This is a genomic window from Geobacillus sp. PK12, from assembly GCF_004123125.1.
In the GTDB taxonomy this organism is placed as follows: Bacteria; Bacillota; Bacilli; order Bacillales; family Anoxybacillaceae; genus Geobacillus; species Geobacillus zalihae.
Genome location: NZ_SDKL01000053.1, coordinates 1 through 17,322 on the forward strand (window position 1 = coordinate 1; position 17,322 = coordinate 17,322).

Genomic DNA, 17,322 nt, shown 5'->3' on the forward strand with positions numbered 1-17,322 from the left:
GGGGAAACAGGAAACCCCCACTTCGATAAGTGGGGGAGGTTCATTTATATACTGATTGACGGAAACCATTTCATTGGTCGGCGTGGCCGTTTCATGATGGATGTTCGTTTTTATATAAGCAAATCATGATATGATGATGAATGGAGGGGTGATATGCCGCAACTCGCAATGGAGATAGGAGCAGCCGCTCGGGTGTTGAAGCTGCTCGGCGATCCGACGCGGCTGACGATTTTGGCGATTTTGAATCAGCGGGAGTGCTGTGTGTGCGAGCTGCTGGAGGTGTTTTCGACCAGCCAGCCGGCGATCAGCCAGCATTTGCGTAAGTTAAAAGATGCCGGGCTGATCCAAGAGGAGCGGAGGGGGCAATGGGTGTATTATTCGCTCCGGCCGCAAAGCGAATACTACTCCCTGCTGCAAGCGGTGTTGTCATACGTTCCGGACCAAGACGAAAACATTCGCAAAATCGAGACAGCGAATCCCGCGGCCCGCTGCGGGTGCTGACTTTAAACGCTGGCGTTTACAGCGGGGAGCAATAACTTTGAGCTGGCGATTGCTGTGGCGGTTGGGGTGTTTGGCATTCATTCGGGCGCGGCGTTTGCGGCAGTTATCGGTCCGCTGATTGAAGTGCCGGTGATGCTGGCGCTTGTCAACGTAGCATTGGCGTTTCAGCGAAAGTATTTTTCTTCGGGCAATCCAACATCAACGTAAAGGTGGGAACCAGCGATGAAGAAAAAAGTCATATACTTTTTATGCACCGGCAACTCGTGCCGCAGTCAAATGGCGGAAGGCTGGGCGAAACAACTTCTTGGTGAGGAATGGGAAGTGCACAGCGCCGGCATTGAAGCGCATGGCCTCAATCCGAATGCGGTGAAAGTGATGAAGGAAGTCGGCATCGACATTTCGAACCAAACGTCTGACGTCATCGACCCGGATCTCCTCAACCGCGCTGATTTGGTCGTGACGCTGTGCGGCCATGCGGCCGACCATTGCCCCGTCACCCCGCCGCACGTGAAGCGCGTCCATTGGGGCTTTGACGACCCGGCGAAAGCGGAAGGGACGGAAGAGGAGAAGCTGGCGGTGTTCCGCCGCGTCCGCGATGAAATCGGCGCGCGCATCCGCCGGTTTGCCGAGACGGGGGAATAGGGGCGGTGCAGCGAGGCAGGCGCAAAGAGCGGGGAAACTGTCTTGCATAGGGTGCGCAGCAGCTGCTCGTCGAAGTGCGGCCGGAAACGGGGAAGTGGCTGGGCGGACGAAAACCGCTCGGTGTGACGAAGATGGTGAGAAGCCATCTTGTTGACAGACGAAATGAGCACATCGATGAAGGCGGTGCCACATTAGGTCACAGGAGGAGAAACGAAATGGAGTTATTTCATCAGTTAGCTCGCCGAAACATCAAAATCCGCAAACAGTCCGGTTTCGGAGCGCAATGGCGACAACAGTGGGAAGAGGTGTTTGCCGGCCATTTGACAGCGGAAGAAAAACAACGCATCCACCTTCATAATCGGAATGGAGTCAACGGCTACTTATGGCACCTGTTCAGCTATGGGATGAGAGGCTGTTTCACAGGAGAAGAAGCGGAAATGGCGTTTGATCAAGAAGAGAAAACGTGTTGCTATCTTTTCTTTCAACATGGCGACGATGCGTTCACCGTGGAGGATGCGTCCGGCTTGAAAGCCGCCGATCTGGCAGCGGAAAACGACAAAATCGATCTATATGTGGTGGACAGTGAGTTCAACTGGACGTTTGTCATGACGCATGAAAGCGGATGGCTTGGCCCGTATTTTAGCAGAAGGTGACAGCCATGGCTTATCGGTAGCCAAGGAAATCCAATAAGACAGAAAGAAAAAGAGTTCCAACCGAGCCCCAGGCAGACTAGGTTGGAACTTTTTTATTACCGCTGATCGGCCGGGAACACGATGCCGGTTTGTCTTCGCGCTTCGTCCATGATTTCCATCGTCCAAAGCGAATGACGGTGTGAGTTGATGGCCGATTCGTGTTCTCCGTTTTCGATCAAACGGATAAACTCTTGTGCTTCATAATACATCGGCGGCTTGTCCTGCGGCGCGGTGATGTCCTCGACGCGCCCGTCGCGGTAGCGGATTTCCGCTTTGGTTGGTGTGTGGATGGCGTCGATGATCATGTTTCCGTCTTCCCCTTGAATCTCCGAAGGCAAGTGCGAGTTCGTGATTTTCGAATAAAAGACGACCGCGTCCATCGCCCCGTAATGAAGCACGATCGAGCCTTCGCCGTCCACCCCTGATTCGAGCTTCACGCTTTGCGCCTTCACGCCACGGGGCTGGCCGAACAAAACGACCATCGGGTACAGGCAATAGACGCCAAGGTCCATCAACGCCCCGTTGGAGAAAGCTGGGTTGAAGGCGTTGAGCACCGTTCCTTGCTTATAGGCGTCATAGCGCGATGAGTATTGGCAATAGTTCGCCACGTAGCGGCGGATGCGGCCGAGTTTCGGCAAGTGCTCGCGGATGGACCGGAATGTGGGAAGCAGCGTCGCTTTCATCGCTTCCATCAATACGACGCCGTTTCGCTCCGCCGCTTCGATCATCGCTTTGACTTCTCTCGCATTGGAGGCGAGCGGTTTTTCGCATAAGACGTGCTTGCCGTGATTCATGAGCAAAATCGCCTGCTCGGCATGAAGTGCGTTCGGGCTGGCGATATAGACGGCATCAATGCCGTCGCTTTCGGCCAGCTTTTGCAAGTCGGTGAACGTCCGCGGCGCCCCGACTTTGTCGGCAAACTGCTTTGCGGTCTCCTCGGTTCGCGAGTAGACGGCGGCGAGTTCGAAGGAATCGACGAGGCGCGCGGCGTCAAGAAATGCTTCGGTGATCCAGTTTGTGCCGATGGTTGCGAATCGAATCATGTTGTTTGGCCTCCTTCATTTGTATCGACCCCATTGTACCACAAATCAACGGAGAGGCTTCGTTTTGTCATCGTCATGGAGCAAGCGTGCTTTTCTCTTTAGTTTTCATACAGCTCGATCGGCAGCCCGTCCGGATCTTGGAAGAAGGTGAATCGTTTGCCGGTCGCTTCATCAACGCGGACGGGTTCGGGATCGATGCCGTGTTGGCGCAAGTAGGCAATGGCTTCATCGAGGTTGTCCACCGCCAAAGCAAGATGGCGCAGTCCGCACGCTTCCGGGTAGCTTGGGCGCTTCGGCGGGTTTTCAAAGGAAAATAGCTCAAGCTGAATGCCGCCATCAGCCTCCAAATCGAGTTTGTACGAACGGCGCTCAGCGCGGTATTGCTCCCGGATGGGGCGAAATCCGAGAATTTCTGTATAAAATCGTTTTGATCGTTCATAGTCCGAGCAAATCAAAGCGATATGGTGAATCGTGGCAAGGCGCATGTCAATTCCTCCTTATATAAACGGGTGATGCCGTTGAACTAGTTTTATTTTTCAATTAGAAAAACCTTATAAAACCAACTTCTTTTTCACCCAATGCCGCCGATTGGCGCCTGTATGGCTCATACTGGGAAAAACAGCCTCCCCGCCGTTTTGGACCCGTTCCCGGTGTTTGGGGACAAATGAAATCGAAAATGTTATGTTGCGATAATGGAAGTTGCTGTCGTTGATTGTCGAAGCGGGCGAAAAATGTCTGCTCTCCTTATATTGACAGTTTGACAATCTATAGACTATCATAAATCTTGTAGGTTGGAAAATTTAAAATATTCATTTGATATTTTGGTAGAAAAAACGAATGGTCACCACGTTTTTTGTAAGCGCTTAACTTCTATGTTTCCTCATGATCGCCGCACCATTGATGCCGCACCATTGATGCCGCACCATTGTGTTTGTTTCCAATCACAACGTGAGAACAAGGGGAAGGGGATATGGCATGATCTACGAATTTAAATTGCCTGACATCGGCGAAGGGCTGCATGAAGCGGAAATCATCCGCTGGCTCATTCGCGAAGGGGATGTGGTCAAGGCCGATCAGCCGATCGCTGAAATTCAAACGGATAAGGCGATGGTGGAAATGACGACGCCGGTCGCTGGCAAAGTGGTGGCGCTTGCCGGGCCGGAAGGGGCGACGGTGAAGGTTGGAGAGCCGTTGATTGTCGTGGAAACCGAGGCGGCGGTGGCGGCCGAAGCGGCGCCGACTGACCATTTGGCTCAGGAGCCTGCGTCTGCTGTTCATATAGAAGCCCCGCGCCCAACGGTGGGGCGCAAGCGGGCGATTGCCGCGCCCTCGGTGCGCAAGCGGGCGCGGGAGTTGGGCGTTCCGATCGATGAAGTGGAAGGAACGGGCGAAGGCGGCCGGGTGACGCTCGCCGACTTGGAGCGATATGTCCGCGAGCGGGAAGCAGCCGTGGCGGTGGCAGAGCAACGTGAAAGGAGCGGGGCCGCGGTTTTGCCAGTTGGGGGCACGGCGATAGAGCAAAAGGCGGACAAAGCCGCATGGACGTCCATCGCCAGCACGGAGCTTGTGGTTCCAGAAGAAGAGCGCATCCCGCTTCGCGGCTTGCGCAAAAAAATCGCCGAAAAAATGGTGAAATCGGCGTACACGGCGCCGCATGTGACCGGGATGGACGAGGTGGACGTGACGAAGCTCGTCGAGATCCGCAAAAACCTGGCCAGCGAGCTGGCCAAGGAGCAGATCAAGCTGACGTATTTGCCGTTTATTATTAAAGCGGTGACAAGGGCGCTGAAGCAATATCCGATGTTTAACGCTTCGCTCGATGAAGAGACGAATGAAATCGTCTTGAAAAAGCGCTATCACATCGGCATCGCGACGGCGACGAAAGCGGGGCTTGTCGTCCCTGTCATCCGCGACGCCGATCAAAAATCGATCCGCGAGCTCGCCGTTGAGATCGCCGAGCTGTCGGAAAAAGCGCACCGCCAGGCGCTTCGCCTTGACGAGCTGCAAGGAAGCACGTTTACGATCACGAGCACCGGCGCGGGCGGAGGGTGGTTTGCGACGCCGATCATCAACTATCCGGAAGTGGCGATTTTCGGAGCGCATGCGATCAAACGGCGCCCGGTTGTCGTCGGCGACGAAATTGTCATCCGCGATATGATGGGAATGTCGCTCACCTTTGACCACCGCGTCATTGACGGCGAGCCGGCCGGGCGGTTTATGCGGACGGTGGCCTACTATTTGGAAAATCCGGAAGTGCTGCTTTTGGATGTACGGTGATCATTCGATGCTTGCCTAAAAGCTGGGAGAGCGCGAAGTGAAGCGGCAATGAAAAAAGAGTGGGAGGGGACTCCATGTTTGATCCGGGCAAATTGCCGGTCGAGGTCGTGCAAATTTTGGACGAAAACGGAAACGGCGACGAGAGGCAGCTGGCGGCGTTTTCCGATGAATGGCTGCTTCGCGCCTATCGGGAAATGCGGCGGGCGCGCGTCATTGATGAGCGGCTGTTGCGCATGCAGCGGCAGGGGCGGATCGGGACCTACGCCCCGTTCAGCGGCCAAGAGGCGGCGCAAATCGGCAGCGCCCTTGCGCTTCATAAAGACGATTGGATTTTCCCGAGCTACCGCGAAGTGGCGGTATGCTTGATGCATGGCATGCCGCTTGAGCAGTTTTTCCATTACGTGCAAGGGCGTCTGTCGGGGAAACGGATGCCGGAGGGAGTGAACATTTTCCCGACGCAAATCATCATCGCTGCTCAGACGCTTCATGCGGTCGGCTGCGCGTGGGCGTCGAAATTGAAGGGCGAACCGCACGTATCGGTGGCGTATTTCGGCGACGGGGCGACGTCAGAGGGCGATTTTCATGAAGCGATGAATTTTGCCGCGGTGTACAACGTGCCGGTCATCTTTTTCTGCCAAAACAACCAATACGCCATCAGCGTCCCGTACCGGAAGCAGACGGCCAGCCGGACGATCGCGCAAAAGGCGCTTGCGTACGGGATGAAAGGGGTGCTCGTTGACGGCAATGACGTGCTGGCGGTGTACGAAACGATGAAGCAGGCCGTCGAAGCCGCTCGCCGCGGCGAGGGGCCGATGTTGATCGAGGCGCTCACCTATCGGCTCGGGCCGCACACGACGGCGGATGACCCGACGAAATACCGCCGGCCGGAAGAGGTCGAGACATGGCGGGCGAAAGATCCGCTCCGCCGTCTGCGCCTGCTTTTGGAACGGCGCGGATTATGGACGGAAGCGCAGGAAGACGCGCTTGTCGCCCAAGTGAATGATGAAGTGACCGCGGCGTACGAGGCGGCCATCGCCAGCAAGTCCGGTTCGATTGTCGATGTATTCGATTACGTGTACAGCGAGGCGCCAACATTGCTTGCCGAGCAAAAAGACGAAGTGATGCGGCGCAAACAACGGAGCGGGGTGAGATAAATGGCGGAATTGACGATGATTGAAGCGATCAATGAAGCGATGCGCCAAGAGATGGAGCGCGATCCGCGCATCATCGTGCTGGGCGAAGATGTCGGCGAAAACGGCGGCGTCTTCCGGGCGACGGACGGGCTGCTTGCGCAGTTTGGCGAGGGGCGCGTGTTTGATACGCCGCTTGCGGAATCGGGCATTATCGGCACGTCTATTGGACTGGCGATCAACGGCATGCGCCCGATTGCCGAAATTCAGTTTCTCGGGTTTGTGTACCAGGCGATGGACCAGCTGGCGGCCCAGGCGGCGCGCATCCGCTTCCGCTCGGCCGGACGGTTTTCGTGCCCGATCGTCGTGCGCAGCCCGTACGGCGGCGGGGTGCGGACGCCGGAATTGCACTCCGATGCGTTGGAGGCGCTGTTTACCCATTCGCCGGGCTTAAAAGTCGTCATGCCGTCCAATCCGTACGATGCGAAAGGGCTGCTCATTTCCGCCATTCGCGACGAAGACCCGGTTCTGTTTCTGGAGCCGATGAAGCTGTATCGGGCGTTTCGCATGGAAGTGCCCGAAGAGCCGTACACGATTCCGCTCGGCCAAGCACGGGTTGTGAAAGAAGGAGACGATGTGACGATCATTGCTTGGGGGGCGACCGTGCCGCTTGCCGCCAAAGTCGCCGCCGAGATGGAAGCGAAAGGGGTCAGCGCGGAAGTGATCGACCTTCGCTGCCTGCAGCCGCTTGATTTTGATGCGATCATCGCCTCGGTGGAAAAAACGGGGCGGGTGATGATCGTCCATGAAGCGGTGAAAACGGGCGGGTTTGGCGCCGAAGTGGCGGCCTTGATCAGTGAGCGGGCGCTGTTTTCTCTATCAGCTCCAATCGTGCGCATCGCCGGCTACGACACGCCGTATCCGGTGCCGTCGGTGGAGGATGATTGGCTGCCGAACGCCGAACGCATCGTGGAAGGGATCGAAACGCTGTTGCGATACTAAACGAACCATGCCATCCGGGTCGATCGATCCACCATCAGAGTGCGTCAAGAGAAAAGGCGGCGCATCGATGGGTGGCGCCGCTTGATCCGATCGGGTGAGGAGGAGAACGATGAACGTATACGAATCACTGCTGGAATTGATCGGCGACCGCGAGCGGGTGAGCATCAATGAAACGGTGCTCGAACACCACAGCAAAGGCATCGCCTACCATGCGCCGCACAAGCCAGATGTCGTTGTCTTTCCGAAGACAGCGGAGGAAATCAGCCGGGTGATGGCGTTTGCCAACGAGCATCGCATTCCGGTCACACCGTTTGGCGCCGGCACGAGCTTGGAAGGGCACGTCATTCCGGTCCAAGGCGGGATTAGCCTCGATTTGACGTTGATGAACCACATCATTGACATTCGTCCCGATGATTTTTTGGCGATCGTCGAGCCCGGGGTGACGCGGCTGCAGCTGAATGAGGCGCTGAAGCGATACGGGTTGTTTTTCCCGGTCGATCCGGGGGCGGACGCGACGATCGGCGGCATGGCGGCGACGAACGCGAGCGGCACGAACTGCGTGAAATACGGCGTCATGCGCGATCAAGTGCTCGGATTAGAGGTGGTGCTCGCGGACGGTTCAGTCATTCAGACGGGAAGTTTGGCGGTGAAATCGTCGGCCGGCTATGACTTGACCGGCTTGTTCGTCGGATCGGAAGGGACGCTTGGCGTGTTCACCCGCCTCGTCGTCCGCCTGCACGGCATTCCAGAGGCGACGAACGCCATCAAAGTGTGCTTCCCGTCTCTCGAGACAGCGGCAGGGGCTGCGTTTGCCATTTTGCGGTCCGGCGTCGGCCCCGGCAAAATCGAGCTCGTGGACGAGGCGACGATCGCCGCGGTCAATGCGTACAAAAAAACCGATTATCCGGTGAAACCGACGTTGTTTATCGAGCTGAGCGGCAGCCCGTCAAGCGTCGAGGAAGGGACAAAGCTGGTCAACGAATTGTGCGAAGTGGAGGGGGCGGTTTCGTTTGTGGTCGAGACCGACTCGCTCGCCCGCGCGAAGCTGTGGGAAGCGCGCCACCATGCGGCGTTCGCCATTCAAGCCGCCTATCCAGGCAAGGCGATGCTCTCCACCGATGTGTGCGTGCCGCTGTCCGAGCTGCCCGACGCTATCGCCGATACACGTCGGCTCGTTGACGAGCAGAAGATGACCGCCGCGATTTTCGGCCACGTCGGCGACGGCAATTACCATACGGTGCTTGCCTTTGACCCGAACGATGCAGATGAGATGGCGCGGATCGAACGCGTGCACACCCATATCGTCCGCTACGCTTTATCGCGCGGCGGCACGTGCACGGGAGAGCACGGCATCGGCCTTGGCAAACGGGCGTTTTTGCGCGAGGAGAAAGGAGACGCCGTCGTGTGGATGAAACGGCTGAAACAATTGTTTGACCCAAACGGCATTCTCAATCCGGGGAAAATTTTTTGATCATAGCGGACGCTCTGCATCCCTGCCTGTTGGCGGGGATGTTTCTTTTGATCGGCGGGCGGCGCAAAGGAGAAATCCGCTAAGCGTGCCTCAAACAACACCACAGTGTCAAGGCTGAGTTTACAAAAACAAACGCATTGTCCGCGAAAAGGTTGGTGAAAAACAGCCGGTTCCCTTGGATCGACCATCATGGAAAAAGAGAAACGGGTGTTTCAAGATTTCTTCATTTGAGAAGGGTTGCTAGGAAACGGGACGCCCCAGTTCCCCCCTTCCTTCTAAAACTTATATGCACAGCCCGTTCTTGCCTTTGTAACATAGTGTTACAACATAGAAACAGTTGTTTTTCGTTTTCCTTTTGTTACAACAAGGCGCCATGCCCTTTACTTTTGCCATCCGGCGCGGTTTAGTAATAGTAGATGGAGCCAACAACAAGGCGATGGCGTTGCTGCAATCAGCAGAGTTGGGCTCAAACGGTTGGGCTGCTGTCCTTTCCGATCGTTTCCGTCTTCCGTCCCAGCAGTCGATACATTTCTTTCGCTAACCGTTCGAGCAAGTAGACGACCGGAAGCTGGGTTGTGACATCGGTCTGCCCGATCCGCTCCGGTGTGGTGTAGTACGTCAAGTTGTAGTCCGAGATGTTCGCGAGTGTGCAATGTTTCCGGTTGGTGATGCTGATGATCGTGCTGCCGTTTTCCTTGAACCGGTGCACTTGGGCGAGCGTATAGGACGTCTCTCCAGACACCGACAAGGCGATGACGGCGCAGTTGTGGAAATAATGGCCGTAAATCGGAAAAAACGGATCCTTGATGTAGACAGAAAACTTTTGAAAGGCAGAAAAATAGCGCGAGCCGTATTCGGCCAAAATACCGGAGCTGCCCGATCCGACGAAAATGACGTGATCCGCCCGGGCGATCGCGGCTGCCGCATCCAGAATGGTCCGCTCGTAATCGGCGGTCAGCGTCCGTTCGAAAAATTCCTTAAGCGCCTCTTGACTGCTGATGATCGCGGTTCGCTTTGTCTCGCGCAAATACAGCTTCCATTTCGTTTTAAATTCACTGAACCCTTCGCATCCGACCTTTTTACAAAAGCGGAGCACGGTCGGCGGCGAGACATGGACGGCTTCGGCGAGCTCGCGGATGCGCATGTACGCGACTTCATGCGGATGTTTCATCACATAGTCGTAAATGGCGTAGTCGAGCTCGGAGAACTGGGCGATTTGTTCAGGAGTGAACATCGGGACACCTCGCTTTCATGGGACGGAACGTGCGATAGCTGGGAAAGGATGGCGCTTTCAAGCCCACTGGTTGATTCCTACATTGATTATACCATGCCCAACAGGGCGAAAGGGGAAGAGGAATATGGATAAACGATTGAAAATTGCGACGATTGGCGGCGGGTCGAGCTACACGCCGGAATTGGTCGAAGGGTTGATCAAGCGTTATCATGAATTGCCGGTCGGGGAATTGTGGCTTGTCGATATTCCGGAAGGCAAAGAAAAACTCGAAATCGTTGGCGCACTGGCCAAACGGATGGTCGAAAAAGCCGGCGTGCCGATCGAGATTCATTTGACTTTGGATCGCCGTCGGGCGCTTGACGGGGCGGATTTTGTGACGACGCAGTTTCGCGTCGGGGGTCTTGAGGCGCGGGCGAAAGACGAGCGCATCCCGCTCAAATACGGGGTGATCGGCCAAGAGACGAACGGCCCGGGCGGATTGTTTAAGGGATTGCGGACGATCCCGGTCATTTTGGACATCATTCGCGATATGGAAGAGCTTTGCCCCGATGCATGGCTTATCAACTTCACGAACCCGGCTGGGATGGTGACGGAAGCCGTCTTGCGCTATACGAAACAGGAGAAAGTGGTCGGCTTGTGCAACGTGCCGATCGGCATGCGCATGGGCGTCGCCAAGCTGCTTGGCGTTGATGCCGACCGCGTGCACATTGATTTTGCCGGCTTGAACCATATGGTGTTTGGCTTGCACGTCTATCTGGACGGAGTCGAAGTGACTGAAAAGGTGATTGACCTCGTCGCCCATCCAGACCGCTCCGGTGTGACGATGAAAAACATCGTTGACCTTGGCTGGGAGCCGGACTTTTTGAAAGGGTTGAAAGTATTGCCGTGCCCGTACCATCGATATTACTTCCAAACGGACAAAATGCTGGCTGAAGAGCTCGAGGCGGCGAAAACGAAAGGGACGCGCGCCGAAGTTGTGCAGCAGCTCGAAAAAGAGCTGTTTGAGCTGTACAAAGACCCGAACTTGGCCATCAAGCCGCCGCAGCTCGAGCAGCGCGGCGGGGCGTACTACAGCGACGCCGCGTGCAGCTTGATCAGCTCCATTTACAACGACAAGCGCGACATTCAGCCGGTCAACACGAGAAACAACGGCGCCATTGCGAGCATCCCTCCGGAATCGGCGGTGGAGGTAAACTGCGTCATCACGAAAGATGGACCGAAACCGATCGCCGTCGGCGATTTGCCGGTCGCGGTGCGTGGGCTCGTCCAGCAAATCAAGTCGTTCGAGCGCGTCGCTGCCGAGGCTGCGGTCACCGGCGACTACCAAACGGCGTTGGTCGCCATGACGATCAACCCGCTTGTCCCGTCTGACACCATCGCCAAACAAATTTTGGACGAAATGTTGGAAGCGCATAAAGAATACTTGCCGCAGTTTTTCAAACAGGCAAAAGCAACGGCTGGGAACTAAGCCGCTTAGGAACGGATTGACCAAGCCGCCGGCGACAGGCGGCTTGGTCATGAAATACGACAGAAGCATTCTTCCGATTGTTACGGGACATTTTTGATCTGCTGCGGATTGGCCAGTGTCGGATGTTTTTGTTTGGTTGTCAATTTATGTTTTATCGTTGTTGGCAGAAGCATTACGCGCGCCTGATCCATCATTCCATAAATGGAGAAAAGCAACCGTGCATGCGGTTGCTTTTTGCGCTTAGTATAGGATTGATTGCTACGGTAAGAAGTGTTGTTGCGTGGCTAGATTATTTCGCTTTTAATGCGCGAATCTCATTTTCTTGTTCAAGCGAGCGAAATGCAAGTGATTGGAGAACGAGCTCTTGCCGCGCTTGACTGGCGATAACATTGTCTAGTTTTCGTAGCGCTTCAGAGAGGGTTTGTTTTATTGCTGGGATTTCATTGATGGTTTCTAACGTTTCCATCACCGCTTGTTTAATAAACGGAATATCTGCCACATCATCTTTCGTCGCCATCCGCTGTTCGATGCTGGCAATATCGTCTTTTGTCGCCATCGTTTGCTCGATCTGGCTGATGCGTTTGTCCATAGCGGCAATATCGTCTTTTGTCGCCATCGTTTGCTCGATCTGGCCGATGCGTTTGTCCATAGCGGCAATATCGTCTTTTGTCGCCATCGTTTGCTCGATCTGGCCGATGCGTTTGTCCATGGCGGCAATATCGTCTTTTGTCGCCATCGTTTGCTCGATCTGGCTGATGCGTTTGTCCATGGCGGCAATATCGTCTTTTGTCGCCATCGTTTGTTCGATCTGGCTAATGCGTTTGTCCATAGCGGCAATATCGTCTTTTGTCGCCATTGTCTGCTCAATATGACTGGCGCGACTTTCTAATGCTCGAATATCATCTTTCAACGCAGCCACATCGTCTTTCGTTGCCATATTCGCCCGCAAAAAAGCCAGCTCATCAAAAATACGTTCTAACAACTGCTCCATCATCTTCACCTCCTTTTTTTCCGTTTCTATTATATCATTATTCGACAAAAAGAAGCAGGATCGAAAGGAAAATATGATCAAAAATTTTTTGAATTTTTTCTTAAGGTACATATATTGTCCATGTAAAAAAGGGGCTCTTCACCAAAAGTTGTACTTGATTTTTTCTGAACATACCTTATTTATGCTTGTGAGGGAAAATCAACAAATCCGCGATTTTGGCACATCTTTGTGCAGGAAACTGTATTGCTTGTCAAGTACATGTTGTGGTGAAGAGCCAAAAAAGGTAGGTAAATGAATTTTTTGCATAAAAGGGCATCATTTATATACGTCGAAAAGAAGAGGAGGGCGATGTGAGGCCGCGGCAGGCGGGAAGAAGGGAGAGACACGGCATCCATTTTCTTTTGTCTAGGCTAGCGCCCCGGCATTCATGTACAATGGCGGTAGGAGGGATCAAGATGCGCGATTGGTGGAAACGGCTGTTTTACGGGGGCGGCATCGCCCTGCTCTTTGCAAGCGCTTCCTTCACCGCCTATTGCGCTTGGAACGTGTATGCGTATCCGAAATCAGAGAAGGAACGGGTTCCGGAAAAAACAAAAGAGGCCTATCATTTCGTGCTTGTGCCAGAGGAACTCGATAATGATTACTGGCGGCTCGTGGAAAAAGGAGCGAAAGCGGCGGCGAAAGAACTGGGGGTTGATCTTGAGTATATCGGCCCGCGGCAGGCGAATATGGATGAGCATTTGCGCATTTTGAAAAAAGCTGCGGCGGCGAAAGTCGATGGGATCATCACACAAGGGTTGACGGAAGCGGAATTTGTCCCCGTGATTAACGAAATTACGGACAAGAATATTCCTGTAGTGACGATCGATACGGATGCCCCGACGAGCCGACGTGTCGCCTATGTGGGAACGGATAATTATTATGCCGGTTTTCTCGCGGGACGGGCGTTGGCTGAGGATACGAAGGGCAAGGCGACGGTCGCGATTATTACCGGCAGTTTGACGGCGGCGCACCAACAGCTGCGAGTGCGCGGATTTGAGGATGCGGTGAGACAGGAAAAAGGCATCCGCATCGTCGCCATCGAAGAGTCGCACATTACGCGTGTGCAAGCCGCGGAAAAGGCGTATACGATTTTGAAAAAGCACCCGGATGTGAATGCGTTTTACGGCACAAGCGCGCTTGATGCGATCGGTATTGCCCAAGTGGTGGAACAGTTTCACCGCGAGCAAAAGACGTATATTATCGGTTTTGATACGCTTCCGGAGACGATCCGCTATTTGCAGAAAGGAACGATTGCGGCGACCGTGGTGCAGGAGCCGTATGAAATGGGATACAAGGCGGTCAACATGATGGCCGAGATCGTCGCCGGCAGAGACGTGCCGGCGGTGACGAATACGGAGACGAAAGTGATCCGAAAAGAGGATTTGCCGCTGCGCCCGGCGCGCCATTATGAGGTCAACACGCCATGAAGGCGCCTTCCAAGCCTCCGTAGGGAGGGGGCTGAAAGCGGAGAAAGGTTGGCGAACACCGCTAAAGCATGAGAGATGGCCGTCCTTGACGTTCGAACACGTTCGGCTTGAAGCGGCAGGGCGATGCAGGCAACAAAGCGCCGGTGACAGCGGGGTGGAATCGAGATGAACATTCGGACGAAGATGCTGCTTTGCTTTACCGTGTTTTTGCTTTTGCTCAACGGAGCGGTGTTTCTTTTGTATCAGACGAGCGAAGAGATGATGAGCGATTATGATCAACGGATGCGCCGATTGCTGTTGCTGAATGAGGTGTCGCAGCGGACGAATCGGATGACCGAACAACTCAATGCGTACGTCTCGGAAAAAGAAGGACGGTATGCACGCGCTTATGAGCGGGAGTTCCGCTGGCTGCAGCAACGCCGCCGGCAGCTCGGCGCCATCTTGCCAGTGCTGTCCGATCGGTTGGCGGCGGAAAACTATGAACATATGATTGAAAGTTTGCTGGAGGAGGCGGCGCTGACGGTCTATCATTTTCAAGCTGGAAATATTGGCTTGTACTCGTCCCACTTGCATGAAACGATGAACATTGCGTCCTTTTTGCAAGAGGAAACGTTAAACTTGATTGACGATGAGCTGACGGCCTACCAACGGCGGTACGATGAAGTGGAGCGGCGCAACCGCTATTTCCGCTATATGGGAATGGGATTGTTTGTCACGACGTTGTTGCTTGGCGCCTTGCTGGCGGTGTTCTTTTCCGGCCACGTAACGAAGCCGATCATTCTTCTCTCGCGCGCTGCCCGATCCATCGCTGACGGGCGGCTGGACGGGCCGGATATTGAGCCGATGACCAACGATGAGCTGCGGCTGTTGACGATCACGTTTAATGACATGCGCCGCAATTTAAAGCAGCTGATTGCGGAGATGAAACAAAAGGCTGAGCTCGACCGGCTGGTGAAGGAGCTGGAACTCAAAAGCTTGCAAAGCCAAATCAATCCGCATTTTTTATTCAATACGCTGAACACGGTTGCGAAGATGGCGTACTTGGAGAACGCCCAGCAAACGTCGCGGCTGATTGAAGCGGTGGCGGCCATTTTGCGCTACAACTTGGGCGATTTGCAGCGGACGGTGACGCTTGCCGATGAGGTGCGCATCGCCCGTGAATATTTCTTCATCCAGCAGACGCGGTTTTTTGATCGGATCAAGTTTTCGTTAGAGGCGGAACCATCTTGCCTCGATCAACCGATTCCGCCGCTCACGTTGCAGCCGCTGATTGAAAATGCGTTCATCCATGGCATTGAGACGTACGAGCAGGGAGCCGAGCTGTCCGTGTCCGTTTTCGCCGAAAACGGGCGGGTCGTTGTGGAAGTGCGCGACAATGGCGTTGGCATGGATGAGCAGGTGAAAGCGGAGCTTGAAGCGTTGATCCGCGGCGAAGAACCGCGGACGCGCCGTGAGCAAGGGCGCGGCCATTCGACCGGCATCGGCTTGCGCAATGTCATTCGCCGGCTGCAGCTGTTTTACGGAGTGATGGATGTGGCTGAAATCGAGTCTGCGCTAGGAAACGGAACGACGGTGCGGTTATGGCTGCCAAGATGGCAAGGGGGGATGAACGGTGAAAGTGGCGATCGTCGATGATGAGGCGTTGGAGCGAAGAGCGCTTTGCAAAATGATTCACGACCACCTTCCGGACATCGAGGTGGTCGCCGAGGGCGCCAACGGGCGCGAGGCCATTGACATTGCCAAGCAATATCGCCCGGATGTGATGCTTATAGACATCAAAATGCCCGGCCTTGACGGGCTGCAAGCCATCGAAGCGATTCGCCAAGACGGATTGGATCTTGAGTTCATTATTGTGTCGGCGTTTGATTTGTTCGACTATGCGAAACAAGCGATGCGGTTTGGCGTCAAGGAATATTTATTGAAACCGAGCCGGAAGGAGGAGGTCATTTCGGCTTTGGAACGGGTCAGACAAGAAGTGGCGGCCAAGCGGCGACACGAGGAGAGCAGCCGCCAGCTCGAGGAGCAGATTCGCCGGTTGCAGACGCTTGTGGAAAGCGAATGGCTGTCTGTCCTCATGACAGAAGACGTATCGGCTGATGAGTGGGAGCGGTGGAAGGAACTGCTGCCGTTTTCGATCGCCTCGGGAATGTTTATGGTCATTCAGTTCCCGGATGCAGGGGTGGCTGACGAATGGAAATCATGGCTGGACAAGCAGCTTAGCGGGAAGGCGCCAACGCGCTATTGGATAGGGCGGATGGCGAACCGGCGCCTGCCGGTCTTGTTTTTCCGCAGCCCAAACGATGGCGAGCCGGCCTGGAAGCCCACCGTCCAGGCATTGGCGCTCGATTTGGCGCGGCAGTTTTCCGCCCGGTACGGCGCCGCGCTGTATATCGGGCTCGGCTCCCCGTTTTCCCGCCTTGACCAACTTCGTTCCTCGTACTATGAGGCGCTGTCGGCCGCTCATTATTACGCCGACCGGCAAAAAGCACAAGTGGGGTTTCTGCCGGCGGAAGCGACGCGCGCCGGCGGGGAAGCGGAACGGGATAAGCAGCTGTTTGAAGCGCTGCGCCTTGGCGACATCGAGCAAGCCCGGATGATTTGTCTGACGTATATAGAGGAACTGGCCTCTTCTCATTCACTGCCGGCCGCCGGCCGCAAAGCGGAAGAGACCTTTGTGTGGCTCGGGCGTCTTCTATCGGAGCTGGGCATTCGTTATGAGCGGCTCGCTTCCTTTGCTTCCTGCCGGTCGGCGGCAGAATTGAAGCGAGCGGCGCTTGATGAACTGGACCGCATCGCCGCTGATCTCGAGGTTTGGCGCCAGCAGCAAGCGTATGGCAAACTCGGCAAGGCGAAAGACTACATTGACCGCCACTACGCCGAGCCGCTGACGCTTGAGGAGGTGGCGGAACAAGCCGGGATGAGCCCATACTACTTCAGCAAACTGTTCAAAGAGCAGTTTGGCATCACCTTTATCGACTATGTGACGAACGTGCGCATCGAACGGGCGAAAGAAGCGCTGGCTGAGACGGATCAAAGCTTAAAAGAAATTTGTTTTTCAGTCGGCTACAACGACCCCAACTATTTCAGCCGCGTCTTTAAAAAGCAGACCGGCCTGTCGCCGAGCGAATACCGGAAAAAAGTGCAGGCGCGCTGACAAGGGGAGTGCTGTCTCCAACAAGGAAGGTGCATGGCAAGTCAAAAGGTAAGTCCCGCAGACAAAGCAGGCTGCCCCGCCCTCTTCCGGCGTCTGAAACGAAGCCCGCCCCCTGGATGGGGAGACGGGCTTTTTTCGCGCCATAAAAGCGAAATGGCTGTCCGCTGCACCGCTTGCCTGACAGGAGAACGGAAAACAAAAAAGTGAAGAAAAACGCAAAAAAGTGAAGAAATCAAGCCGCCGTTTGC

Annotated in this window: 15 protein-coding genes and 1 pseudogene; 12 read left to right on the forward strand and 4 right to left on the reverse strand. The window is 55.1% G+C overall.

The window, feature by feature from the left end; all coding sequences use genetic code 11:
- Positions 1–153: 153 nt before the first annotated feature.
- From ETR37_RS14990 to ETR37_RS15005, 4 genes and pseudogenes are all read left to right on the forward strand, one after another.
- Complete coding sequence (locus ETR37_RS14990) at positions 154–501, forward strand: ArsR/SmtB family transcription factor (protein WP_020755926.1); 348 nt, start codon at positions 154–156, stop codon at positions 499–501.
- A gap of 6 nt (positions 502–507) precedes the next feature.
- A pseudogene (locus tag ETR37_RS14995) lies at positions 508–708 on the forward strand (arsenic resistance protein); the annotation flags it as partial.
- A 15-nt stretch (positions 709–723) separates the two neighbouring features.
- Positions 724–1,143 carry an arsenate reductase (thioredoxin) gene (gene arsC, locus ETR37_RS15000; protein ID WP_011232692.1) on the forward strand — a complete coding sequence of 140 codons (420 nt, stop codon included), beginning with the start codon at positions 724–726 and terminating at the stop codon, positions 1,141–1,143.
- Between the two features lie 215 nt (positions 1,144–1,358).
- On the forward strand, positions 1,359–1,796 hold the full coding sequence (locus ETR37_RS15005) for a DUF4275 family protein (RefSeq protein WP_129447465.1): 438 nt from the start codon (positions 1,359–1,361) through the stop codon (positions 1,794–1,796).
- A gap of 95 nt (positions 1,797–1,891) precedes the next feature.
- Here the strand turns inward: ETR37_RS15005 and ETR37_RS15010 are convergent, their stop codons facing one another.
- On the reverse strand, positions 1,892–2,878 hold the full coding sequence (locus ETR37_RS15010; RefSeq protein WP_060788604.1) for a Gfo/Idh/MocA family protein: 987 nt from the start codon (positions 2,876–2,878) through the stop codon (positions 1,892–1,894).
- 98 nt (positions 2,879–2,976) lie between these two features.
- Complete coding sequence (gloA2, locus tag ETR37_RS15015; protein ID WP_033011380.1) at positions 2,977–3,363, reverse strand: SMU1112c/YaeR family gloxylase I-like metalloprotein; 387 nt, start codon at positions 3,361–3,363, stop codon at positions 2,977–2,979.
- 490 nt (positions 3,364–3,853) lie between these two features.
- Here gloA2 and ETR37_RS15020 point away from each other — a divergent pair, with 490 nt between their 5' ends.
- The 4 genes from ETR37_RS15020 (at position 3,854) to ETR37_RS15035 (ending at position 8,758) form a co-directional block, all read left to right on the forward strand.
- Positions 3,854–5,155: a dihydrolipoamide acetyltransferase family protein gene (locus ETR37_RS15020; protein WP_033006178.1), complete on the forward strand. Its 1,302-nt coding sequence runs from the start codon at positions 3,854–3,856 to the stop codon at positions 5,153–5,155.
- Between the two features lie 74 nt (positions 5,156–5,229).
- Positions 5,230–6,309, forward strand: coding sequence for a pyruvate dehydrogenase (acetyl-transferring) E1 component subunit alpha (pdhA, locus tag ETR37_RS15025; RefSeq protein WP_060788605.1), 1,080 nt, complete (start codon positions 5,230–5,232; stop codon positions 6,307–6,309).
- Entirely contained in the window at positions 6,310–7,287 is a 978-nt protein-coding gene (locus ETR37_RS15030) for an alpha-ketoacid dehydrogenase subunit beta (protein WP_020755918.1), read from the forward strand. It abuts the gene before it with no gap.
- A 109-nt stretch (positions 7,288–7,396) separates the two neighbouring features.
- Complete coding sequence (locus ETR37_RS15035) at positions 7,397–8,758, forward strand: FAD-binding oxidoreductase (protein WP_033006174.1); 1,362 nt, start codon at positions 7,397–7,399, stop codon at positions 8,756–8,758.
- A gap of 466 nt (positions 8,759–9,224) precedes the next feature.
- Here the strand turns inward: ETR37_RS15035 and ETR37_RS15040 are convergent, their stop codons facing one another.
- A complete protein-coding gene (locus ETR37_RS15040; RefSeq protein WP_015375932.1) occupies positions 9,225–9,992 on the reverse strand; it encodes a MurR/RpiR family transcriptional regulator in 768 nt (255 codons plus the stop codon).
- Between the two features lie 124 nt (positions 9,993–10,116).
- On the opposite strand from ETR37_RS15040, the gene ETR37_RS15045 reads away from it, so the two are divergent.
- Complete coding sequence (locus ETR37_RS15045; RefSeq protein WP_033006173.1) at positions 10,117–11,460, forward strand: 6-phospho-beta-glucosidase; 1,344 nt, start codon at positions 10,117–10,119, stop codon at positions 11,458–11,460.
- Positions 11,461–11,749: 289 nt separating this feature from the next.
- On the opposite strand, the gene ETR37_RS15050 is transcribed toward ETR37_RS15045, so the two are convergent.
- Positions 11,750–12,451 carry a hypothetical protein gene (locus ETR37_RS15050; RefSeq protein WP_129447466.1) on the reverse strand — a complete coding sequence of 234 codons (702 nt, stop codon included), beginning with the start codon at positions 12,449–12,451 and terminating at the stop codon, positions 11,750–11,752.
- 455 nt (positions 12,452–12,906) lie between these two features.
- On the opposite strand from ETR37_RS15050, the gene ETR37_RS15055 reads away from it, so the two are divergent.
- From ETR37_RS15055 to ETR37_RS15065, 3 genes are all read left to right on the forward strand, one after another.
- The gene (locus tag ETR37_RS15055; protein ID WP_015375929.1) at positions 12,907–13,920 is read left to right on the forward strand and encodes a sugar-binding protein; all 1,014 of its coding nucleotides are present in this window, start codon (positions 12,907–12,909) and stop codon (positions 13,918–13,920) included.
- Positions 13,921–14,085: 165 nt separating this feature from the next.
- Positions 14,086–15,555: a sensor histidine kinase gene (locus ETR37_RS15060; RefSeq protein ID WP_129447467.1), complete on the forward strand. Its 1,470-nt coding sequence runs from the start codon at positions 14,086–14,088 to the stop codon at positions 15,553–15,555.
- Positions 15,533–17,074 (forward strand): response regulator transcription factor, encoded by a 1,542-nt coding sequence (locus ETR37_RS15065; protein ID WP_129447468.1) that lies wholly within the window; start codon positions 15,533–15,535, stop codon positions 17,072–17,074. Before ETR37_RS15060 ends, ETR37_RS15065 begins: the two co-directional genes overlap by 23 nt.
- Positions 17,075–17,322: the final 248 nt, after the last annotated feature.